16 protein-coding genes are annotated in these 25,099 nt (G+C 40.0%); 9 read left to right on the top strand and 7 right to left on the bottom strand.

What is annotated here, in order from left to right; all coding sequences use genetic code 11:
• Positions 1–9 precede the first annotated feature (9 nt).
• The 3 genes from ggt to DN064_RS06195 all read left to right on the top strand — a co-directional run bounded on the left by ggt (position 10) and on the right by DN064_RS06195 (position 7,345).
• Complete coding sequence (ggt, locus tag DN064_RS06205; RefSeq protein WP_198659415.1) at positions 10–1,707, top strand: gamma-glutamyltransferase; 1,698 nt, start codon at positions 10–12, stop codon at positions 1,705–1,707.
• Between the two features lie 508 nt (positions 1,708–2,215).
• Positions 2,216–5,920, top strand: a complete 3,705-nt coding sequence (locus tag DN064_RS06200; protein WP_232827410.1) for a glycosyl hydrolase — start codon at positions 2,216–2,218, stop codon at positions 5,918–5,920.
• 111 nt (positions 5,921–6,031) lie between these two features.
• The gene (locus tag DN064_RS06195) at positions 6,032–7,345 is read left to right on the top strand and encodes a glycoside hydrolase family 2 TIM barrel-domain containing protein (RefSeq protein WP_198659414.1); all 1,314 of its coding nucleotides are present in this window, start codon (positions 6,032–6,034) and stop codon (positions 7,343–7,345) included.
• A gap of 60 nt (positions 7,346–7,405) precedes the next feature.
• Here DN064_RS06195 and rlmF read toward each other — a convergent pair whose 3' ends face one another.
• Positions 7,406–8,281 carry a 23S rRNA (adenine(1618)-N(6))-methyltransferase RlmF gene (rlmF, locus tag DN064_RS06190; RefSeq protein ID WP_115461774.1) on the bottom strand — a complete coding sequence of 292 codons (876 nt, stop codon included), beginning with the start codon at positions 8,279–8,281 and terminating at the stop codon, positions 7,406–7,408.
• 179 nt (positions 8,282–8,460) lie between these two features.
• Between rlmF and DN064_RS06185 the strand changes: the two genes are divergently transcribed.
• Positions 8,461–9,027 (top strand): DinB family protein, encoded by a 567-nt coding sequence (locus tag DN064_RS06185; RefSeq protein ID WP_115461773.1) that lies wholly within the window; start codon positions 8,461–8,463, stop codon positions 9,025–9,027.
• Positions 9,028–9,234: 207 nt separating this feature from the next.
• On the top strand, positions 9,235–9,597 hold the full coding sequence (locus DN064_RS06180) for a DoxX family protein (protein WP_115461772.1): 363 nt from the start codon (positions 9,235–9,237) through the stop codon (positions 9,595–9,597).
• Here the strand turns inward: DN064_RS06180 and DN064_RS06175 are convergent.
• From DN064_RS06175 to DN064_RS06160, 4 genes are all read right to left on the bottom strand, one after another.
• The gene (locus tag DN064_RS06175) at positions 9,594–9,950 is read right to left on the bottom strand and encodes a DoxX family protein (RefSeq protein WP_115461771.1); all 357 of its coding nucleotides are present in this window, start codon (positions 9,948–9,950) and stop codon (positions 9,594–9,596) included. The genes DN064_RS06180 and DN064_RS06175 overlap by 4 nt on opposite strands.
• A 318-nt stretch (positions 9,951–10,268) precedes the next feature.
• Positions 10,269–11,909, bottom strand: a complete 1,641-nt coding sequence (locus DN064_RS06170; RefSeq protein ID WP_115461770.1) for a tetratricopeptide repeat protein — start codon at positions 11,907–11,909, stop codon at positions 10,269–10,271.
• A gap of 106 nt (positions 11,910–12,015) precedes the next feature.
• Entirely contained in the window at positions 12,016–13,173 is a 1,158-nt protein-coding gene (locus DN064_RS06165) for a porin (RefSeq protein WP_115461769.1), read from the bottom strand.
• 124 nt (positions 13,174–13,297) lie between these two features.
• Positions 13,298–14,170 (bottom strand): winged helix-turn-helix domain-containing protein, encoded by an 873-nt coding sequence (locus DN064_RS06160; RefSeq protein WP_157962253.1) that lies wholly within the window; start codon positions 14,168–14,170, stop codon positions 13,298–13,300.
• A 128-nt stretch (positions 14,171–14,298) separates the two neighbouring features.
• Between DN064_RS06160 and DN064_RS06155 the strand changes: the two genes are divergently transcribed.
• The 4 genes from DN064_RS06155 to DN064_RS06140 all read left to right on the top strand — a co-directional run bounded on the left by DN064_RS06155 (position 14,299) and on the right by DN064_RS06140 (position 18,967).
• Positions 14,299–14,877 carry a YceI family protein gene (locus DN064_RS06155; RefSeq protein WP_115461767.1) on the top strand — a complete coding sequence of 193 codons (579 nt, stop codon included), beginning with the start codon at positions 14,299–14,301 and terminating at the stop codon, positions 14,875–14,877.
• A gap of 64 nt (positions 14,878–14,941) precedes the next feature.
• The gene (locus DN064_RS06150) at positions 14,942–17,134 is read left to right on the top strand and encodes an amino acid permease (RefSeq protein ID WP_232827406.1); all 2,193 of its coding nucleotides are present in this window, start codon (positions 14,942–14,944) and stop codon (positions 17,132–17,134) included.
• Between the two features lie 119 nt (positions 17,135–17,253).
• A complete protein-coding gene (locus DN064_RS06145) occupies positions 17,254–18,165 on the top strand; it encodes a peptidoglycan DD-metalloendopeptidase family protein (protein ID WP_115461766.1) in 912 nt (303 codons plus the stop codon).
• On the top strand, positions 18,155–18,967 hold the full coding sequence (locus DN064_RS06140) for a DUF1853 family protein (protein WP_157962252.1): 813 nt from the start codon (positions 18,155–18,157) through the stop codon (positions 18,965–18,967). The genes DN064_RS06145 and DN064_RS06140 overlap by 11 nt, the downstream gene beginning before the upstream one ends.
• On the opposite strand, the gene DN064_RS06135 is transcribed toward DN064_RS06140, so the two are convergent.
• Together DN064_RS06135 and DN064_RS06130 are read right to left on the bottom strand one after the other, a co-directional pair.
• The gene (locus DN064_RS06135) at positions 18,968–21,799 is read right to left on the bottom strand and encodes a S9 family peptidase (RefSeq protein ID WP_157962251.1); all 2,832 of its coding nucleotides are present in this window, start codon (positions 21,797–21,799) and stop codon (positions 18,968–18,970) included.
• 9 nt (positions 21,800–21,808) lie between these two features.
• Complete coding sequence (locus DN064_RS06130) at positions 21,809–25,099, bottom strand: VPS10 domain-containing protein (protein ID WP_115461763.1); 3,291 nt, start codon at positions 25,097–25,099, stop codon at positions 21,809–21,811.

Genomic DNA, 25,099 nt, shown 5'->3' with positions numbered 1-25,099 from the left:
AAACCAACTATGAGATTATCAAATTACATGTCAATTCTCTTGATGTGCCTGGTAAGCAGTTTATGGGCTCAGGACCGGGTTACAGGAGAACCTTTTGCAACGCGTTCTGAAGTACTAGGTCAAAATGGAATGGTGGCCACTAGCCACCCCTTAGCTACTCAAATAGGGCTGGATGTGCTTAAAAATGGGGGTAATGCCATTGATGCTGCCATAGCAGCTAATGCGGCTCTAGGCTTGATGGAGCCTACTGGTTGTGGCATTGGGGGAGACTTGTTTGCCATTGTTTGGCATGGCAAAACCGAGAAACTGTATGGTTTGAACGCCAGTGGACGTTCCCCTCAGGATTTAACCTTAGAATATTTTGAAGAACAAGGCATGACTAAAATACCTTCTCTTGGCCCATTACCAGTAAGTGTGCCAGGTGCGGTAGACGGATGGTTTGAGCTTCATAAGAAATTTGGGTCCAAACCCATGAGTGAGATTTTAGCACCGGCCATTGATTATGCTGAAAAAGGATTTCCTTTAACCGAATTAATTTCCTGGTACATGCAACGTTCTGTGCCTTACTTCAAGTCACGAGGACTACCGAATATTGAGGATACCTATATCACACAAAACGGTGGTAAGCTGCCTAATGAAGGTGAAATCTATAAGAACCCTTATTTAGCCAACACCTATAAGCAATTGGCTGAAGGTGGCAGAGATGCCTTTTACAAAGGGGATATTGCTAAGACCATTGCCAATTTTATTAAAGAACAAGGAGGCTTTTTATCGGAAAAGGATTTGGCCAATCATAAATCGGAATGGGTAGAGCCAGTTTCGGTTAATTACCGAGGCTATGATGTTTGGGAATTACCACCAAATGGTCAAGGAATTGCTGCTTTACAAATGCTTCAGATCTTAAAAGGATTCGATTTTTCTGATATTGAGTTTGGAAGTGCAGAGCACCTGCATTTATTCACTGAAGCTAAAAAACTCGCCTTTGAAGACCGTGCCAAGTACTATGCTGATATGGATTTTGCAGATGTACCAGTGGAAGCGTTACTTTCTGATAGGTATGCTGACGAGCGCAGAGACCAAATAGGTAAGCGTGCCAGAACCTATGAAGCTGGTGAAATATCAGCCGGTGAAACCATCTACATGACGGTAGCCGATAAAGATGGTACTATGATATCCCTGATACAAAGTAACTATCGTGGAATGGGCTCTGGTATGGCACCGCCAAAATTAGGATTCATGCTACAGGACCGCGGAGAACTCTTTAGCCTCAAGCGCGGTCAGGCCAATACGTATGAACCTGGTAAGCGACCTTTTCATACCATAATCCCAGCATTTATAACTAAAGATGGACAGCCTTTTGTGAGCTTTGGAGTTATGGGTGGAGATTTTCAACCTATGGGTCATACGCAAATCGTAATGAACCTTGTAGATTTTGGAATGAATTTACAAGAAGCCGGAGATGCACCACGATGGGATCATACAGGTGGAGCATCACCAATGGGACAAACCACAGAGAATACAGGGACGGTTCGAACGGAATCAGGTATTCCTTATAGTACTATCAGAGGATTGATGGATCGTGGTCATCGCATAGGCACGGCCAGAGGGGTCTATGGAGGCTATCAGGCCATTATGTGGGATGACGAGAATAAAGTCTACCATGGAGCGTCGGAAAGCCGCAAAGATGGGCAGGCAGCAGGATATTAGTAAGGCTTTTGTAGATATAATTCATATATACAAAATAATCTTTAGGCCAGTAGGTCAAACATGTCATTATTAGTTGAGAGATTAGGTTTTGAACTAATATTGGTGTAGTGTTTTTAGATTATTTTAATTGACAAGAATAAAATTTTAAGCATTTGTTTAGAAGATTGTCTTGAGCTAGACCTTAAGCAATCCGGTGCCCAATGGATAGAAGGGCAGGGTTTGATTGAGAATTAAGATGTAAGTAAATTTCATGCAAGAAAGTGACTGTAGTAATGCAGTCACTTTTTTTATTAGAGCTATTTAATCATCAAAATAGTGAATTAAAAGTCCTTACAACTTGATTACTAGCTCACTAAACAACCAGGATAAATCACCCTGTAATTTCTGATATTTTGGCTTGTATTGTTGGTGTAGAGGCAGAATTTTTTGAGGTTGAAGGCTTTTAGAATACCTTGCAAAATCAAAACCTGAATTATACTTTATGTCTACTTATTCTAAAAAATTTATCATGAGCTTAGTTCTTATTCTAAGCTTTTTGATAAGCTCATCTCAAATTGTTAATGTAGGAAACGGAAGTTACACAACTGGCTTCCCTGGTGTCGATTCTGCAGGCAGAAATGGTTTTCCATCTGGGCAACCCCAAGTTAGTGGAAATGCTGCTGGAAAACCAATCCCTACTAACGATTGGTGGTCTCGATTAATCAAAGAAGACCATGCAGACAACCTTTTTAATTACCCAATGACCATGAGAACCTATAATGAAGGGCTCATAGTTACTTATATTCCATGGGGTCCTATAGGGGATTCAGCGCCTATAAAAGTTGGATTGTCAGGACTCAATGTTTCAAATGCTACAGCCTCGGATTATTCAGATTGGACTGTAACTATGAATTGGAATGACGGGGTACATGATCTGCAAGCGACATCTGGTATTGGTATGCCATTCATATATTTCGAGAAAGGTGATAGTGATGTTGTGGAAATATCAATTAACTCAGGTACTGTAACCATAACTGATGAAATAATTACAGTACAAGACGCTACCTCAGGTGCTGATTTTGCCATTTATGCCCCAACCGGAAGTACCTGGACCCAGTCAGGCTCTATTTATAGTTCGACCTTAAGCGGGGAAAACTATTGGTCCCTAGCCATGTTGCCACTAACTACAACAAATGTTGCCACAATGGCCCAGGATTATAAGAAGTACGCCTACGTATTTCCTGAAAACACGCTAACGGATTGGTCGTATAATGAACAGACTTCAAAAGTAACGACAACATTTTCCGTTACTACTGATATTAAAGAAGGAACGGATACTAATGTCTTATTAGGGTTATTACCGCATCAATGGAATAATCTCTCAGGTACATCCGCAACTCCTAATGCCTTTAGTTATAGCACCGTAAGGGGAGAATTGAAGACACTTGACGGTAATAGTTTTGAGATTGAGCATAGCTTTAAAGGTATTTTACCTACTCTTCCAAACTTAGGGCAGTATAGTGATGGCTATGACCCTGCGGAATTAGCAAGTAAAATTGCTTTTATTGAAAATGATCAATTATCCACCTGGACAGATTCATATAATGAAGGTCAGGTTATGAATCGATTGATTCAAACGGCTAGAATCGCAGATCAAATGGGCAATACAGAATCGCGTGATCTCATGCTTGAAACTGTAAAAGAGCGTCTTGAAGATTGGTTGTCATATGAAAATGGCGAAGTCGCTTTTTTATATTACTATAATGATTCGTGGTCCAGTATGTTGGGTTACCCTTCTGGTCATGGTCAAGACACCAATATTAATGATCACCATTTTCACTGGGGGTATTTTATTCATGCGGCTGCTTTTGTAGAACAGTTCCAACCTGGTTGGGCCAATCAATGGGGCGATATGGTGAATTTATTGGTCCGTGATGCAGCCTCAGCTGATAGAAATGACGCCTTATTTCCGTTTTTGCGGAATTTCAATCCTTATCAAGGTCATAGCTGGGCCAACGGATTTGCATCGTTTCCTCATGGAAATGATCAGGAGTCCACTTCAGAAAGTATGCAGTTTGCCTCATCCTTAATTCATTGGGGCTCTGTTACCAATAATGACGCCATTAGAGATCTGGGAATTTTTATTTATACCACTGAGCAAACTGCTATTGAAGAGTATTGGTTTGATATGTACCAACGTAATTTTTCACCATCACATCCATATGAGTTTGTATCAAGGGTTTGGGGTAACTCATACGACAATGGTACATTTTGGACTAATGATATTGCTGCTTCCTATGGTATTGAATTATATCCAATGCATGGCGGATCACTGTATCTGGGGCATAATCAAGATTATGCGCAGTTATTGTGGTCAGAAATAAGTGCGGATACCGGTATCTTAAGCAATGAAGAAAACCCCAATTTATGGCATGATACTATTTGGAAATTCTTAGCGCTTACTGATGCTGAGACGGCTATAGATTTGTACGATTCGTATCCTAATAGAAACCTAAAATTTGGTATCTCTGATGCGCATACCTATCATTGGTTGCACAACATGAATGCATTAGGTCCACCGGATGTCTCCATTACTGCTAATAGTCCTTTAGCAGTTGCCTTTAATGACGGCGACAATATTACTTACGTAGCTCAAAACTATACCAATAGTGATACAAGTGTTACTTTTTCAAACGGGTTTATTCTAGACGTTCCTGCACAAACCTTGGCTACAAGTAGGGATATAAATATCACCGGAAATCTTTCAGCAAGTGCTACAGAAGCCAGTGCCGGAGATGATATTCTACTGACAACTACAACAACGGGAAATAACATTACTAAGGTTGAGTTTTATAAAGATGATGTATTGTTGGGTGAGGATACGACGGCACCATATGAATTTAATCTTATGGATATTGAATTAGGTATTCATAATGTATATGCTAAAGTTTATGTCAGCAGTGCATCGGTGGTGTCCAACGTGGTAACGATAATTGTTGGTGATCAGTTGCCATATTTGGGCAGTCCTCATAACATTCCAGGAACTATAGAAGCGGGCTACTATGATATGTTTGAGGGTGGTATTGGACAGAACATTTCATATTTCGATTCTTCCATTAATAATCAAGGAGATTTTAGACCCACTGAGTATGTTGATGCAGTATCTGACAACAACGAAGGCAAAACTGTGGGTTGGATAAGCGCTGGTGAATGGATGGAGTATACTGTTGCCGTGGCCAATACTGGTTGTTATGATGTTAGTATTAGGTATGCTTCAGGAAATAATAATGGAGGTGGCCCAATATTTTTTGAAATAGATGGGGTCAAGGTGAGCAATAATATAATTTTTGGCTCAACTGGTGACTGGGGCAACTGGAACACTAAAGTTAGCAGTAATGTTGAGCTAACAGCTGGAACACATATCCTCAGATTGGGAGTGGATAATGGTGAGGTTAATCTAGGTAGAATGACCTTTAGTTACAATGGGGTAGAATGTGTAGCCTCTGGAGGACCAGGAATGCCTTTTGATTTTGAAACCACGCCAACAACTGCTGACTTCAATAATTTTGATGGTGGTACGGCAACCGTTGAGCCTGTAGAATCACCACAAAATGATGGCAATAACAGTAACAACCTTGCTAAAATTGTTAGAAATGGCGGACAACCATGGGCCGGATCGTATATAAATCTCAATGAAAATTTAGACTTTTCTTCTAACCGTTACATTACTTTAAAGATTTGGACAGAGGCACCAATTGGTACGCAAATGCAGATCAAATTAGAACAGCAGAGTGGGGGATCAACGTTTGAACTGGTGACACCTACAACCGTTACGGGAGCGTGGGAAACTTTAAGTTGGGACTTCGGCTCCCTTGGTGTCAGTGCGTATGACAAGCTCGTCTTTATGTTTGATATTGGAAATGTCGGGGATGGAACAGCAGCATCCACTTTCTATTTTGATGATGTAGAACAAGTGGCTAGTTTATCAACCGGAGGTGTAGATGTACCTACCATTACTTTATATCCTAACCCAGTAAATCAAATGCTGTATATCAACGCGTCCTTTGGACAATTAACTAAAGTAGAGATATACTCTATACTAGGTAAAAAATTATTTGAAGTTAAGGGTAACCCAGATAGTATAGACCTCCAGAGTCTGTCACAAGGTATTTACTTTGTCAAATTGTATTCGAGCCCAGATCAATTTAGCGTTAAGCGAATAATTAAAAACTAAAGGTGGATCTTTTATAAATTAAAAAGTGATTGTAGCAATGCAGTCACTTTTTTTATGCGGTTCATTAGACTTATATATAATCCTTAATTTTAATACTATAAATTCAATGCCATGCTAAAGATCCCGTTCCATAAAATGACTCTGCTGTCCTGTATGCTTTTAATCTTAGGAATGGGGTTAAGCTCAATAAACGCTCAAGAATCCCAAACAAAAGTCACAAAGGCTGAAATTAGAAAAACAGACGAGGGTTTTCGGATCTTTCTTAATGATGAACTCTTTTATGTGAAAGGCGTCGGTGCGGGTCAAAGTACAGATTCTGCCGAATTAGCACGTCATGGCGCAAATGCACTTAGAACCTGGAGCGCTGATAATGGAAAGCAAATTTTGGATTTAGCCCATGAACACGGATTAAAAGTGTTAATGGGGATCTGGTTGGTCCCTGAGCGCCATGGCGCTAATTACAGTGATGAACAGCAAGTAAGGACGCAATATGAGCGGGTAAAAAAGATAGTTTTGGAATTAAAGGATCATCCTGCTTTATTCTGTTGGGGCCTTGGAAACGAGCTTAATCTCAATGGCAGTAACTTAGAAGTTTGGAATGCGGTGAATGATATTTCTAAAATGATCCATGAGCTTGATCCCAATCACCTTACCACGACGTCCCTGGCCGGATTCGAATCAGAGCTTCTTGAAAAAATTACTGAACGAGCTCCGGATTTAGACTTTATAAGCACCCAACTGTACGGTCCCATGGATTTTTTTAATGAAATCATTAGTAAGTCCGTTTATAAAGGACCGGTACTTGTTACCGAATGGGGTGCTACTGGGTATTGGGAAGTGCCCAAAACTGATTGGGGTGCACCAATTGAGAACCACAGTTCTAAAAAGGCAGATTTATACTTAAGTCGATATCAAAACGGAATTTTAAAAAAACCGGAACAAGTTATGGGTTCGTTTGCATTTCTATGGGGGCAAAAACAAGAACGCACTCCCACATGGTTTGGCATGTTCCTGGCAGATGGTACCGAGACCGAAGCCATTGACGTCATGCATTATGCATGGAAGGGCACCTGGCCTGAGAATCGCACTCCAAGATTGGAAGCCTTTAGTCTGGACGGTAAAACACCCATGGACAATATTCGACTTAAAGTAGGGCAGGAGTACATGGCTCAAGTAAAAGTCACCGACCCAGATAATGATACGCTTATCTACAAATGGGTAATCATGGAGGAGAGCAAGTCTAATAAATCTGGCGGCGATAGGGAAGAAATCCCAAAAGAAATAAAAGGTTTATTTAAAGCCGATTCGGGAGATACGGCAACCTTTTCAGCACCCGAACTACCAGGTGCTTATCGCTTGTTTATTTACGTATATGATGGCAATAATCACGCGGCTCATGCCAATATTCCATTTTTTGTTGAGTAATTAATGTAGTTTAATTTATAAGTAACATGAGTGATAGCATTATATAGTACTCATATTAGATCATCTAAACTTCCAGGCGATTATCCTGGTTTTTTTATGACCCTGTTCCATGGGAATGGTCTTGTAATCTGCCTTAGCCTTTGACAACTGTTTATAGATTTTTGGAAGATGCTCCTTTTTAGCCAGGAGTGTTGTGAACCATCCCACTTGATTCTTAAATGCGACACTCTCCTTAATCATGCGTTTTATAAAAAGGGACTCACCGCCATTACACCATAGTTCGTTGGCTTGCCCTCCAAAGTTGAGCACCAGTTCATTTTTTGTTTTAAAGGAAGAAGGTTCTCCAAGATTTCGAAGTTTTCGCAGGCTGCCCTTCATGGCCTCGTCTTCAGAGGCATGAAACGGCGGGTTACACATAGTAAAATGCACATACTCTTTTTCCAATAATATGCCTTTAAATATGTTGGCCCTGTTTTCCTGATGTCTGATTTCTATGGCCTTATTGAGTCCTTCTGTGGCCTTTATGTTGGCCTTTGCAAATTCAATGGCTGTGGCGTCTATATCAGATCCAATCATTTGCCACTGATAAATGCGGTTTGCGAGAATGGGAAATATTGCATTAGCCCCTGTGCCAATATCAAGTCCTTTGATATTTGATTTTATACCATCTTCTTGTAGTAAATCCTTAAGATGGTGAATATAATCAGCTCTGCTGGGAATAGGGGGGCAGAGGTATTCAGAGGGGATGTTCCAGTCGCTCAGACCATAATGCCCTTTTAATAAGGCTGTATTAAGGGCCAGCACAGCCTTGTTGTCAGCAAAATCAATCGTCTCAACACCAGATCTGCCAGAATACACAAAACGGCCTAAGGCCGGATGGGCCCTTACTAAAAACTTAAAGTCATAGGAAGACTGATGAATATTGGCTGGATGCAAGGCTAAAGTTTAGTGTAAAACTACAATAATTGTTAGAGGGGAGCTGTATGGTGCAATTCTTAAATAGATTATTCAAAAGAGATGTTTCGGCAGATGATCAATTTGAACTATTAATTCTTTTTTAAGAATAAGGAGGACCACAACTTGTATCTTTAGAAAGCAGATTAAACAACAAACCTATGACATCATTAAAGTTTAGAATCCTATCAGTATCATTATTCCTTTCTATTTTTCTAATAAACGCCCAGGGTGAACTAAAACCGGTAGAAGGCTACTCGCCAAATATTGGCAATATGGTCTTTATGTTAGAAGACTTAAAAACCCGAATTACCGAACAAGTAAAAGATATGGGCCAATCCCAGGTGGATTTTCAATACGATGAAAATGCCAATAGTATTGGGGCCTTGATTATGCATTTGGTATCTACCGAATCTTATTACCAAGTCGCTACTATAGAAGGACGTGATTGGACAGAGGAGGAGCGCGCCAAATTTGGTACAGCTGGAGTTATTAATGAGAAGGTTAAAAACATGCTTAAGGGGATGCCCATATCTCATTATTTGGATTTATGGGACGAAGTGCGTGCCATCACCTTAAAAGAACTCAAAACCAAAGACGATACCTGGTTTGCTTCTATTATTGAAGAAGGCCTTAATTACCATTATATCTGGTACCATGTTATGGAACACTCGGCCAATCATATGGGGCAAATTGCAACGATTAAGAATCGGATGCCGAAGGAATAATGGAAGTGCTGATTTTAGGATCACATTGCGCTTTTAGCATCATCACCATCGTTCTGAGGTAACCTGAGCTTTATTAGTAAGATATGATGGTTTCAGAATGTTTTATTCTTCAACAAAATTCAGCATTACTACTGTTCATAAAAAAGGCGCTTGATTCTGTAGTAATATTTAACTATCTTTAAATAGAAAGACAAGAGTTTATTAATTATGTATTATTTCATATTAATTCTTAAATGTGTGGTTGCTTTAAGCATCTTGAATGTTTGGCTTATTCAAAATAAAAAGGCCACTAAATGGCGTGGAGGAGATGCTGAGACTATTCTAGAAGAATTTGCAATATACGGCTTACCAGTGTGGTTCTGCTATGTAATTGGCACATTGAAAGTAGTGTTTGCTATTGGACTTATCGCCTCAATTTGGTATCCGGTATTGGCCGTTCCATCGGCTTCAGGGCTTGCAGTTTTATTAACAGGATCAATAGCCATGCATTTTAAGATCAAAGATCCACTATACAAATCCTTTCCGGCGACACTGTTTTTAGTGTTGTGTCTGATTATAGTTTTAGTCTAATTGATATTGAGCAACAAAAAACTCTCGTAAACGATATATAAAGATAATATGGCATAGATCAATGATGGTGCCGACTGTTTAGCTCTATCTTTTAGTCGTAATCGCACCGCAAAGCCTGCCGACATTAATAAAAACAAACCAAAGGCAGCAGTTAAAACAAGTACCTCACTAAAAAAATAACCTACAATAAGTCCAGTTCCTCCAAGGAGTTGGAGCATACCGGTCAGTATTCTGAAATTCTTTAAATCATACCGCTCAAATTCTGACTTCATAGTTTTACTATATAAGCAATTAATCCCGTAATAAATAAATGATAAGCCCACGAAGAAAACGAGGATGGTCAATAAGCTCATGTATCGCATTTATATTTAATGATAATGCAGATGATTTTAACTGCATTAATTGTTTTGTAAAAGTCATAAAGATGACTGACTATTAAATAGAATTTATTATAATTTTAAGGAAATTATTATTCTAGAAAAGTCTTGAGAATTTCTAAGTAGCACCAATTATAGAAATACAGGATGTTAATGGCTCATTATATTACTATGTAATCATCCTTTGATTAACGAGATATAAATAATGTTCTATAATTTATATTATGTAAAATAGATATTTCAAGGATCCATTTAGCAAAACATCGACGAACGGTAATCCCCTTTTTATCTAATTTATTGTTGTTTTAGTTTATCAATCTGCTTTTGAGCACTCCTGGCTAATATGTGCTGGGGATCTAAGTCAATGACTTTCTTATAAGAATTAATAGCTGCTTCGGTTTGTTTCAATTCTTTTTGAACTCCCGCCAAATTAAACAAGGTGCCTACATCCTCTGAATAAATTTCGCTCATCAATTGGTAAACAAAAAGCGAGCCTTCCAAATTACCTTGTTGTTGAAGCCTTCCACCAGCCTTTGAGAATTCTTCTTTAAAATCATAAAACCGGTAGCGTTGATCCTTGGCTATCTTAAAGGCATCGGTTTTTACCTGTTGAAATTCTCCGGCGATAAATAAATTGGTTAAATGCTGCATGGGATCCAGAATAAAACCATCATCGGTATAATCCAAAGCCGTTTGCAAAACCACATCAGTATTACTTACATAATCACTAAAAGACATGTCTGCTGCCAAATGTGGATAGGTCGCATCCCGTCCTTCCCACTGGGGTCGGTCCTGCCACCAGGCAAAACTCAAATAGGCGGTCATCCCAGAATTTCTGAGTCTTATAGGTTTGGTATCTCCATAAAAATTCTCGTTTTCACCTGTAGGTTCACCCACTAAAATAGCTTCACTATAACGCTGTACCTCATTGGTAAGATTTTGGCAGGCAGAAAAGGTATCCCGTCCAATAATAAAGAAGAACTTCCCAAGGGTATTCACTTTGGGTCTGGCCAGTAAGCCTTTTATAAAATTGAGGTTGTTGTAGTTGTTACCACCCCCATTTAAGCGTACATCATAGACCAGTCTTGAGATTTCATGGGTATCGATAAAGTCAAATAAGCGCTTATAAAAAGCCTCTAAACTTTCTGAGTCCATGTTAAACACAGAGCTTTGACGCACATACAATACTTGTGAATCTTCCATATATTCAAAGTAGTAGTACTTATCCATATACTTAAGGTATAAGGGTGTCGTACTGGTGTCTCTGGCCGTCAGCCAGTTGTCTGTCGGCAAGGTGAAATTAAAGGCTCTGGGCTTCTCCTTTCTAGGGATGACTGTAAAGGAATGTCGGAACGTTCGCCCTTTTTTTTCAAGGGTAAAGGTCACAGTATCACTTAATTCAGGAATCACTCCTTGTGCATGCAAAACCTCTGGTGCCAGTAAATACCTGATGCCATAGGCTTTAAAATACTGTGCGTTTTCCACAGGCACCACCGGATAAATAAGTTCTAAGGCCTTATCAATTGGGGTCTCTTCTACTTCTATGACCTTGGCTCCAAGCGCCTCCTCATAACCTTTGTACACTCCTTCGATATAAACCCCATCTGAAAAGTGGTACAGATTTACAGGTAAAACACCCTTACTAGTAACATTGCTATAGGGAATCTGCGTATGCCCGTATTGGAATAAGGCCACGATCTTATTGAAGCCTACTCTAATCTCATGCTCTTTTAAATTAGGAATAGCGTCATTGAAGTCTGCCACAGAAGCATCAAAATCTTCCGCTGTTACTTTTTTAAATAGAAAGGGAAAGTCTTTATGGACTGATTCTTGCAGTTGCATTAAGTCCTCCTGCCACTGCTCTGCTGTTATGGTGTTTTGGGCATAACAAAGGCTTATTATTAAGATTAAAACGGCTGTAAAAAAGGTTTTCATAGGTGTTCGTGCTTAATTTAGGTTCAAGGTCTAAACTTCCACCAATATTTCCAATAGCAGTATTCCTAATTGTCACAATATAAGCCCCAAATGTTGAGAAAGGCGACTAAAATGAAATTTCCCATTGCAAACGAAAACGCCATCCGTTGGCTTGGTTTTCGCGGGCTTCTTCAAAATTAAAATAGGTAACTTCTGCTGATAGTTTGTTGCGGTGACCTCCTTTAAAAAACCAGTTGGCAACAATAGCTGTCTCCTGTTCCAGATTATCGGGTAAATTGATAAATGGTTTATAAGTAGCAAAGCGAGCAGCCAATTCCAGTGGCTTTGGTATAAAACTGATTACATTGGAAAAAAAGTAACCTCCCTGCAGGTAATAGCCACTTAAAATACGATCCAGATCGGTGATTGTATCGTCAATGTCCTTATAGTGCCATTCACTTTGCCAGGAAAATCCTTTATACTTAAAGGCAGTCTCTAGCATCATCTGATTAACCCGAAATTGGCCAGGAAGCCCTGCGTCTTCATATCCCATGAGCTGGCCTCCTCCATCTTGTGAAAACCGTGTATAAGGACTTCTGTTAGTAACAGCAGCAAATGCAACGAGCCCTGAGGGTTTTATGGTATCATTAAAATCAGATCCAGACATTCCTAGTTCGCGTCCAAAGACATTCCATTGCAAGCGTCCAGCATACATTAAATAGCCGTCATCATTTACTGAGTTTCCTCTACCGGTTCCAGTAAGTACCGATAGATGATAGGTTAGATCTGCCAAACTGCCTTCAAACAATCTTCCGTAAAAGGAGATTCCTTGTTGACGGTCTATGGTAAATGGACGATTAATGATGGACCGCTCCACCATTTGTTGTTTTCCAGAGGATATAACCCGTTCTCTGTTATAAAAGGTTTTCCACTGCCCTACTTTTATATTAAACCCCTTCCATTTGGTGAACATGATCCTAAAATCTAAAAGATTGCCTTGTGCCAGTTCATACTCAAAGTAGTAGTTTAAATCAGTGTCAAAAGCATTTCCTCCAACTTTTAAACGCGCTCTATTAATATTTAGAACAGGGGAACGCTCATCATAAACTTCCTCAAAAGTCAACGGATTCTGGTCAAACGGAGTAGCATATCTAAATTGCAGTCGTGCTTCAATGTGCAGTTTATAACGCTCGTCGCTTGAACTAAATTGAAATCCTTTGTCCGTATATTCAATGTTTATGGATTTTCGAGCAATAGAATCGTTTTCCTGAGAATAGAGTTCCATTCTTGAGGCTGAAAGGGAAACAAAAAGAAGAAGACAGAATTTAAATTGATATTGGATTGGACTGTTCACAATGCTGATGTTGCTCGGTTAAAGAAATAACCAAAAAGCTAAATTTCAAAACCTTCTAGTCAATTTCTTCTAACCGATAACCCACCCCATGCACATTATTGATCTTAATGCTACTGTCGGATTGTAGTTTTTTACGAAGTTTCGAGATGTAGGTATCCAGACTTCTGCCTACCACTACTCCATTGTCTTCCCAAATGCGCTTGCTAAGCTCATCACGCGTCACGATATCGTTGATGTTAGTGACTAGTAGTTCCAGAATTTCACACTCCTTTTTAGAGAGCGTGATCTCCTCGGCTTCGCGAACTAGTTTTAACTGATCTGGGATAAAATGAAACTTCCCTAAAACCAAGCTTGATTCAGTTTGAGTTTTGTGTTGCCATGGTTTCTTGATGTAAACAACCACAGCTAAAAACAAGGTAGCTAATAGAAATCCATAAAATAGGTTGTGATAAAAACCCTTGGATTCTCCAGCGGTATTGGTAACCACACCTGAAAATTCCAATTCTATAAGATAACAGTCTCTGGCAATAGGCCTGTCCAGGCAAGGTACAATAGTGCTTTCACGGTTGTTGGTCATAAGGTAACTGTAAACCACTTCCCTATCTGCACAGCGTTTTACTTCTACGGTATACTTGTTCTCAAGATCAATTCGTTTAAGACTTTCTTCAATAGCCGATACCAGGGCGCTAGGCTCAAAGGAGATGCTACTTCCAAAGGACAATTCATATAAGGAGTCCGAGAGTTGACGCACAGGTGCGATGCGTGTGGTTGAGTCTTTTTGAGTCAGCAAGAGTTGATTTCCGGCATCACGAAGTGCCACTTTCATCATTTTATCTGAAACCTCAGTCACTTGTGCCCAAATGCTCACTGGCAATAATAGCAGCGCTATATTCAAGATTACATATCGGAAAGTCAGGGCGCATTTCATTTCAATCGTAAATAACCGATAAATTAAAGAGAATTTACAGTAGTTGACAGTTCTTTTACACATTTTTGACATTCTCCACACTTGCTCCAGATAGATTTACCCCTGTAATCATTTAATCTAAAACTATCATGAAACACAAGACGTTTTTACTACTAATTATGCTGAGCAGCTGTTGGTTAAGCCAAGCACAAATGATGCTTGAAGAAGAAAAATTACACATAAACACCGAGACCAGTAACATCCATTGGATTGGGGAATACCTGTTTTATTTTGGAGGACACGATGGTAATATTAAGTTCAAGGAAGGCTACTTTCTTAAAAGTAATGAAGTAATCTCGGGTGGAGAATTTATTATAGACATGGATTCCATGACCAATCTGGACATTGATTCCGAAGATGGAAAAGCCTCTCTGATAGGACATTTAAAAGATCCGGACTTTTTTGATGTACCTAGTTATCCTACTGCTAAACTAGTGATCAAATCAGTACAATATGAAGACGCCAATAACATGAAAATCTATGCAGATCTCACCATACGGGGAGTGACCAATCCCATTAGCTTTTATGCCACTGTCGATTATAAGGCTGAAACGCTCGAAGCAAAATTTAAAATTGACCGCATGTTATGGGGTGTGAGTTACAATGGCAAGTTGCGAGATGGGGCCATTTCAGATGCCATTGGATTTGAGGTTTTACTAAGCCTTTAAAAGCAAGTTTTGGCCAGGATACAGTTTAAATTCTTAAATTTCTTTTGAATTTAAGCTAGTATCCTTGAGCCAACCTGTTTCTACAGCCAAAAAATTCGGCACCTTTGGTGGTGTTTTCACCCCTACCTTACTAACCATCCTTGGGGTGATCATGTATCTCCGCCTGGGTTGGGTTGTGGGTAATGCTGGATTGATGGGTGCCTGGCTCATCATCATTATTTCGTTTTTAATCACCTTATGTACGGCCTTGTCCATGTCAGCCATCACCACCAACATTCGTATTGGTGCTGGCGGGGCTTATGCTATTGTATCGCAGGCTTTAGGTCTTGAAGTAGGTGGAAGTTTGGGGATTCCCAGATATGTCTCTCAAGGCTTGGCGGTAACCATGTATATCTTTGGTTTTAGGGAGGGTTGGTTAGGTATTTTTCCAGAACATAATGCCTTTATTGTGGATTTCGCTGTCTTCGGCATCCTGTTTACCATAGCTTACATCAGTGCTAATCTGGCTATAAAGACCCAGTATATTATTATGGGGATCATTATTTTATCACTGATCTCGATTGTTATGGCAGCCTATTCTGGTTCCATGTTTGTGCCTACATCCGAAGCCTTAGGATGGGGAAGCTTTAAAGGTTCGGTAGAAAATGATTTTTCTGGGTCAAGTTTCTGGATTGTGTTTGCTGTCTTTTTTCCAGCAGCGACTGGGATTATGGCAGGCGCCAATATGTCTGGAGAGCTAAAGGATCCCAAACGCAGTATACCAGCGGGAACACTTTGGGCTATTGGGGTGAGCTTTATCATTTACATGCTTTTGGCCTTTTGGATTGCCCGATCAGCTACGGAGGAAGAATTACTTACCAACTATTATGTGATGATTGATAAGGCTTACTTTGGTCCGTTTATCATTGCTGGTGTTTTGGGAGCTACCTTTTCCTCGGCATTAGCATCCATAGTTGGCTCGTCAAGAATCTTATATGCCATGGGTGAGCATAAGGTGCTCCCCTATTCCAACATACTGGCAGGTACCAGTAAAAATGGCCAACCCCGAAACGCCATGATCGTTACAGGTATTCTCATTTTTGTAACCTTATTACTAAGAAACATTAATGCCATTGCTCCTCTGGTGACCTTGTTTTTCCTTATTACCTATGCCATGATCAATATTGTGGTGATTATTGAACAACGCTTGGGGCTTATTAGTTACCGTCCTTTATTTCGTATTGCCAAATGGGTGCCCTATTTAGGTTTGGCCTCCTCTGTTCTGGCGATGTTTATTATTAACCCAACGGTGAGTCTATTATCCATTGTCATCGTTCTCGTAGTGTACTATTATTTATCCAGACAAAACCTGGAAACACCATTTGAAGATGTGCGATCCGGCTTGTTTGTATCCTTTGCTGAATGGGCAGCAAAGCATACCTGGGGTATGAAAAAAATGCAGCAGCGTGCTTGGAAAGCCAATCTTATGGTGCCTGTAAGAGACGTTCAAGGATTAAAGGGGAATTTTGAGTTTCTTAGGAATATAACCAAGCCGAAAGGTTCTATTAAATTAGTGGGTATTGAACCTTTTACCACTCAAAGCCAGTTGGCTGTTGAATTGGAGGCTATTTCTGCTTCGTTTAGAGAAAAAGGAGTCTTCTCATCTTCTGCGGTGATTCATGCCGATGAGTTTGCCAAAGGCATTAATTATGGGAACCAGGCGCTTCAAGGGGCGTTCTTTAGACCTAATATTGTGTTTTTAAATCTTCAGGACCATGATGATTATGAAAATGAACTGAAACCAGTAATGCAGGAAGCAATGCGCCTGGAAACAGGGGTTTTGCTGTTTCTATCCCACCCAACAGCCTTATTAGGACAACGGAATACTATTAATGTTTGGGTAAGTGATAGAAGTGGCAATTGGGAACTGGGTTGGGACATTGGAAACCTTGATCTTTCGGTGTTGATTGCCTATAAACTTAAAATGAATTGGGGTGCCAGGATCCGATTAATAACAGTAGTTCAAGACCCTAACGAAGAGGCCAATGCCAAAGATTTTTTGAAGCGTCTTATCAATTTAGCGCGCTTACCAGAAACCATGACCGAGGTATATGTGGGCGATTTTCTAAATCTTGTTGAAGCAGCACCAAGTGCCGATCTTAGTATTTTTGGAATGAATAATGCCTTACCCTATGCCTTTATAAAGGAGATGTCTTATAAAACAAAAAGTTCCTGTTTATTTGTCAAAGACTCAGGTCACGAAAGTATTCTAGCCTAATTCATTGAATTCACAATTAGGGATTTAGCGTTAAAATATCCCTAAGTTATATCGATGAAATACTAATATTAACGATTTTTCGTTTTCTTTGCAGCGGTTTAAAAAAGACCAGTTACATAATGCAACGCATTCTTACCTTGTTATGTTGTTTGTTATTGGCCGTAGGGTTTGCTCAGAATAAACGAGCTGAAACCCTAAAAATTTCCCTACCCTTATCTAAGGTATCTGAACGGGCAGTTTGGACAGAGGTAGAACTACCGCTTCATTCGGTGCCTGCACCAGATATTACTTCGGAATATTGGACCAATTCTGTTTACAACCCCTATAAAGGTGTACCTGTAAAATTCCCTTTGAAAATATCCTTTGAGGATTCTACATATGCTTCACCAATTTCAAGAAAAAAGGTAGTGACCTCGCGTTATGGTTGGCGTTGGGGACGTGCGCACCAGGGGATTGATATAGATCTAATAACAGGAGATAGTCTCTTTGCCATGTTTGATGGTGTGGTACGGATGGCGGTTTATAACGGTGGATTAGGGCATGCCGTGGTTATCAGACATTACAACGGTTTGGAAACCACTTATGCGCATATGTCCAGATATGCAGTTAAGGCGAATGATAGCGTGCGAAAAGGACAATACATTGGTAAAGGAGGACGTAGTGGAAATGCCAGAGGTAGCCATCTGCACCTAGTAGTGAGTTACAAAGGGCAATACATTCACCCAGACTATCTGTTTGAGTTTGATGATACCAACAAAGTTCATGGTAAAGAGTTATTTGTGATGCGACCCTGGACAAAGGCGTATTACTACAGTTCCAGAAGATTGCCTAAAATAGATTTAATCACCTCTGAAGAAAAATTGGCTGAATTTGAAGATCGTGAAAAGCGCTTGTACATTGTTAAAAAGGGAGATACCCTATCGCGCATTTCCAGGCGAAATAACGTTACCATTGAGGCATTATGTAAATCCAATTCTATCAAAAGAAACTCAGTACTAAGAGTTGGTCAAAAGCTCATCATTGAGCCTTAATTTGAACTTCCAGAATTTATTTGAAGGATATCAGCACACCCCTACGTTATGGAGGGGAACGCTTTTAGGAATGCGGCAGTATAAGCTAGCATCTACAACAGTACCATTTCAGCCATTAGATTCATCAAAAAAACTACGATTAGGTAAATGGGTTGAACATTTTGCAGCCCATCAAATAGCTAATCATAACGACTTGGATTTAATAACGGATAGCTTACAAATCCGACAGGAAAAACAAACACTAGGGGAGCTCGATTTATTATTTAAAAATAAATCACAACTTTCACATTTAGAGTGTATTTATAAGTTTTACTTATATGATTACACAAAGTCCTATGACAATAATTTAGAGCCATGGATCGGTCCAAACAGAACGGATGCCCTTATGCTTAAATTGGATAAGTTGCGGTTGAAGCAACTACCTCTACTGCACCATCAAGTAACGCAATCTTATATTCATGATTTGGGTTATGAATCTCGAAACTTTGCGCAGTATGTTCAGTTCAAGGCGCAATTATTTCTACCCTTAAACAATTTGGATGTCCATTTAGGCCCATTAAACAGGAAATGTATAAAAGGATTCTATTGTAACATAAACGACTTGGATCAATTTGAGGGTTTTAAATTTTACATCCCATTAAAGTTGGAGTGGTTGGCTATCCCCAGCCTTGAAGTGGATTGGATATCATTTTCAGACGCCTATAAAACCATAAAAGACCAATGCAAATCGCATCGGTCTCCTATGATTTGGCTAAAAGACCCTGAAGACAATCTTCAGAAGGCCTTTGTAACCTGGTGGTAATTATTCCTTATCAGACTCTACAAAGTCGTAGCCCTGATTGATTCCTTTTTCTAGAGCTGGTACTCCACGATCCATCCAAACTGGCTTGGGTTCTCCCTTTAAATAATGATCGAAGAACTGTTGCATGCGTATATTGAAATCGATGCGGTTTTGCCATTTCAGTGGCCAGTGTGGTTCGTCGTTATAATTTAGGAACCAGCTTGGTTTCCCAAGGCGACGCAGAGATACAAAGAACTCTATTCCCTGATACCAGGGGACATGACCGTCGGCATCATTATGCATGATCAGAAGCGGAGTATTGATCTTATCAATGTTAAAAATTGGTGAGTTTTCAATATAGCGTTGCGGGTATTCCCAAGGAGTACCTCCAATTCTACTTTGTGTATGCTCGTATTGAAACTGTCTGCTAAGTCCAGTCCACCAGCGAATTCCACCATAGGCAGAGATCATGTTTGGTACGGGTGCTCCTGATTCAGCAGCTTTAAAGATGTCTGTTTTAGTAACTAAATAGGCAATTTGATAACCTCCCCAGCTATGGCCTTGGACACCAATATTGTCTTTATCAACAAAGCCCTTATCAATTAACATGGTAACCCCTGGAATCACACAATTAAAGGCGCTTTCCCCAGGATAGCCATCCCTGTACTGAACATCAGGATTAAAGATTAGGTAACCACGACTCGCATAAAACGGGTAGTTGATGGTACTTCTTCCATAGGATGGTGGTCGGTGCCTGTACAGACCGTCGGAACTACGCTCATAAAAGTTCACGATCATAGGGTACTTCTTGTTAGGATCAAAATTCTCTGGTTTTATAAGCATCCCTTTTAGAGGTTTGCCGTCGAGAGACACCCACTCCACCATTTCAGCAGTTCCCCAGTTATAATCGCTTTGCTGAGGATTAATATCCGATATTTGTTTGGCCCCTTCAAAGGAGGTATTGGTACTCCATAGGTTAGGGAAATCTGTAAATGACTGTCTTGTAAACAATAAACGTTTCTTTTTATCATCCTGAGCCATCCAAAAAATTTCATAAGCATAAGGCCCTTCTATTAACTGGCTAATAGTTTTACGCTTAGGATCAAATGCTGCAGCCCCACCATATTTGGAATCTTCATTAAATGTACTTAGCATCCAAGGACCTTTATTAGGTATGGACCGTTCTTCTTTATCCAACCTTAAATAACGGTAGCGTATTTGTTGCGCTCTACCATTAGTTAAGTTCTCAGAGGAACCCGTTTCAGGATCAAAGGCCCAGATATCATAACGGTCATAGATCAAGAACTTCTTATCATCTTCGGTCCAGCCGGCAGAGCCATAGCTATAAGGGTCGTCAGGATAGTCGTGAAGTTCGTTATAGAACTGTCGTCCTTTGGTCAATGCTGTATATTTCAAGGTCTCCAGATTGTAGGTAAACCAGGTACTGTCTTTTCTGCTATAACCATACAAATACTTGCCCTTAGGACTTAAAGAATTACCACCATAGACTTTTTTAGCTATAGGTGTATGTTCCCCTGTTTTAAGGTCAACACGGTGTAGGTCTAAAGGCCTTTGGGCTGTCCATTGGCTTTGTAACATATAAGGTGTGGCATTTGCAACTACGGCGTAATTACTATTACCCTCATCACCATACCTGGCATTATCAAAATCCGTATCGGCTATTTGCACCATGGTATTGGATTTAAAATCATACACCGATAAATAGGATTTCTTTTGATCATCCTTTACATCTAATTCCTGAACAGTGTATAGCCTTGGTTCATCATAGGTCCAAACTTCAACATTTACTATTTCTTCTTTTAAGAGTGTGGTATCCTGTACAATTGGTGCGGTTCGTAATCCAAAGAATAGGCGTTCCTCATTTTCCGAGTAGTTAAGACGTCGGTCTTTTGAAACCAAAAGCTTGGATGCATTGGTTTCTGAAGCAACCAAAACACTGGCAGAATCTTGACCTTTTTTCCATCCATACAAGCTTGGTTTTTTAATGAGGCTCTTAGTGGAATCGGCATCCATTACAAAACTTACGCGCTCCCCTGAGTCTGAAATAGATAGCTGTGGATATTTGGTTTTCTCATGACTGGATACAAGTTTCTTGCTTTCCGATTTCTTGACATCATATAGGTAAACACCAGCATTATCCTTCTCCTTTTCACCTGTGGTGGCGTAAGTAATGAATTGTCCCTCCTTAGAAATGGCATAGGTTAGTACATATTTAAGAGTGTCCTGAGTACCCGATTCTAAATTTCTAACCACCACATGATAGCCATTCTTTTTAGAAACCTTCTTAGGCTTTTTCTTACCTTTTTTTAAAGTGTCTTTAACCTTGGCCTTAGTGGTATCCTTCTCCTTAGATTTTGCCGTGTCTTTGGGCTTTTTAATCTCTTCCAACATATAAGCAACGATACCAGACCATTTTTCTGGCATTTTATAAGACTTAACGTTCGCAATTTTGGTCTCTTTAGAGTTAGCGATGGAATAAACTACTAAAGTATCTTTTGGCATGTCTTTGTCTTTAACCTTACGCCGTTTCATTTCCTTGACACTGTCTTTCCTGGCATTAACTGTAAAAGCTATGTATTTGGAGTCATTAGAAAATTTGCCTCCATTACTTCGTACATGGCTATAGAGCAGATTTCCATTAATATCCTTAAGCTGAATGGTTTGTTCCCGTTCGCCTTGCTCTTTAGCGTACAAAACATAATCCCCAGAATTGGATATGCTCACGCTTCTAATTCGATTCCAAAGATCTTTGTCATCATGCTGCAGGACTTTTTTCTGGGCCGAAAGTAGCCCTGAAAAACACAATAATCCTAGAATTACATTAATTCTCATACTAGTCATTTAATTTTTGTTTTCATAGCCTCGTCCCGGGGTGTAAGGTGCACCTGTGCTCACAAGCTTTTCCTCTAGGGACTTGAGGTCTTGGTTATATATTACTTCTATTTTTGATTTGATGGCAGTCACCTGTTCTTTAGCAATAGCATAACTATCGCGATGGGTCTGGGTTGGGGTCGCAGTTGAATACTTCTGCTCATAACCAATACTTCCTAAACGACTTGCAGGAGATGGTGGTTGCTTCATGTCCAAACGACGCTTCACCGGATCACCATACATAGCTAACTGAACTTCATCTAATTGCTTTTCAATTGCAATAACGTCTTTAGTTAAATTGCCCAAGGGTTGTTCAGCGCGTTTAATGGCAGCCTTGATATAGCGTAACTTATTTCTGGATTCAGACATTAGGTTTTGAGCAATACCAAAATCTGCCTGAAGTTTAGCCAAGGATTTCTGAAAGGCCACCTTCTCTGCTCTATCTTCTGCCGGTATTTCTACATTATCAAGAGCCTTGACTTCAAAACTTACTGGTGCTACTAAAGATGTCAATTGTCCATCTTTTAAAAGCCCCATTTCTACTGTATAATTTCCGGGAGCGACCAAGGTACCTTCATCACGTCCGCCAAAAGGATTATAAAAAGATGGGGTACTTAAATCTATGGGATCTTGTAGAGTGTAACGCAGATCCCAATGAAAGCGCTGTAGGCCCTTAGAAGCGGATTTAAATACCTTTTTAACTACAGTGCCATTGGCATCTTTTATGGTAAAAACCAATTCTTCTTTCGCTTCGTTAGATTCCGCTTTTAAATCTTCATAACTAGGATAAGGCGTATCTGAACCTGACTTCACTAAATCTTTTTCCTTTTTCTGACGTTGACTTTTTAATGACTTATAGCTTGAATTGTAATAGTAAGTTATCAAAGCTTCCGGCCCTAAATTCTCTGCTGTGTAGAAATTATCTCCCTGAAAGGATTTGCCGGGCAAACCTAAAGGACTGCTCTTTTCCCACATTAAAGCGGTACGTACCGGGTAAATTGCGGCCTCCTCACTTGGTGTCTTGTTTTCAACATTTCTTAAGGCTGAATAATCGTCCATGACGTAGAAGCCTCTACCAAATGTTCCTAGCACTAAATCATTTTCACGTTCCTGAATGGCGATATCTCTGACTGCTATAGTTGGCAGACCTGCTTTTAATTGTTTCCAATTTTGACCTTGATCTGGGGAGAAAAAGGCCCCAAATTCTGTTCCAACAAAGAGCAGGTCTTTATCCAAATGGTCTTCTTCAATGGCATACACACTACCGCGTTCTGGAAGATTAGATTGGATGGCCGTCCAGGACGCCCCTTTATTGCTGGACTTAAATATGTAAGGTTTAAAGTCTCCATACTTGTGATGGTTAAAGACTACATAAATGACATTCTCATCATGCTTGGATAGAAATACAGCATTGACATAAGACTGATTTGGTACCCCTGAAATGTTTGAAATTTGTTTCCAGGAATTACCCCCATCTTCTGAAATATGAACTAAGCCATCATCGGTACCAGCTGCTAAAAGGTCTTTATTTAATGGTGATTCTGAAAAAGCCACTATGGCCCCATAAGGTGAGGTTGATCCGTTTTTCATTACCGCATCTATACTAACCACACGATCATAAACCTTAAGCGTGTTTCTATCAATTTGTCTCGATAAATCCTCACTAATAACGTCCCAACTGTTACCATAATCGTCGGATCTAAATACCTTATTGGCTGCAAAGTATAAGCGTCCAGGGACATGTCTACTTGCAGCTAATGGTGCATCCCAATTGAAAATATAAGCATCCTCTCCGCGCCGTGCTTTTGGTTTAATTCCAACGGACTCACCACTTTTTCTATCAAAGCGTACCAAGCCGCCGTACTGACTTTGGGCATAAACAATATTTGGATTATTGGGGTCTATTTGAGATTCAAAACCGTCACCTCCATTGGTAATGTACCACTCAGAGTTTCTTATACCGTGCTCGGTCAATACTCTTGAGGGGCCACCTAAACTAAAGTTGTCCTGTGTGCCACCATAAATATTATAAAAGGGGTAATCATTATCAGTCGCTACCTTATAAAACTGAGTTACCGGTAAATTCTTTTTAAAATCCCAGGTTTTGGCACCATCAAAGGTTTCATAAATTCCACCATCACAGCCTACAATAAAGTGTTTGTTGTTTTTGGGATTAATCCACATACAGTGGTTGTCAACGTGCTTAGTGTCTTCACCAACCAGTTCAAAATTCTTACCCCCGTTTTTGGTCACAGACATCCAAGTATCCATAGAATACACGGTGTTTTCGTCAACAGGATCGGCTATAATTTCTTGATAGTAGTTTCCACTAGTAACATGAGAGCTCTGCTTGGTCCAACTGGCACCGCGGTTGGTAGAAATATAAAATCCTCCTTTACGATTGGCCGCTTCAACAATAGCATAGATCTTTTCGGGATTAACTGGTGAAATGGCCAAACCAATTCGTCCTAATTCTTCAGATGGAAGTCCTTTTTGGATTTTAGTCCAGGTCATACCTCCATCGGTACTTTTCTGCAATCCAGAACCAGGACCACCACCAACGTAGGTATAAACATGTCGACGACGCTGTAAGGTAGATGCGTAAAGGACATTAGGATCTCTTGGATCAATCACAACATCATTAACTCCTGTGTGTTCGTCTACCGTTAAAATGACTTCCCAAGTAGCACCGCCATCTTTGGTCATGTACAAACCGCGATCTCCGCCTTTACTCCATAAGGGTCCAATAGCAGCCACATAAACCACATTAGAATTTTCAGGGTGGACTATTATTTTACCGATATGTTCGGAATTCTTAAGCCCCATGTTTTTCCAGGATTTTCCTCCATCTTCCGATTTATAGACTCCATCTCCATAGGCTACTGAACGTTGGTTATTGTTTTCCCCAGACCCAACCCAAACCACATTGGAATTCTTAGGATCCATGGTCACACAGCCAATAGAATAGGAACCTTGAGAATCAAAAATTGGTTCATAGGTAACCCCAGCATTAACTGTTTTCCAGACACCTCCAGCCGATGTGGCTACATAATACTCAAATGGATTGTCTGGGTTAACAGCAAAGTCCGAAATACGTCCTGAGGTCAGTGCTGGGCCGACATTACGCCATTTTAGTCCCGATATACTGATTTGTTCTAATGGTGATTTATCGTCACCTTTCTTTTTAGATTTTTTTTGTGCAATTGCTCCCTGTGAAAGTCCTAGGACCAAACTCAGGAAAATAATAAATGTTCTTTTCAT

Source organism: Winogradskyella aurantiaca, assembly GCF_003362725.1.
Taxonomy (GTDB): Bacteria; Bacteroidota; Bacteroidia; order Flavobacteriales; family Flavobacteriaceae; genus Winogradskyella_A; species Winogradskyella_A aurantiaca.
Note: the sequence above shows the minus strand (reverse complement) of the source record. Positions and strands in the feature narration are given on the sequence as shown.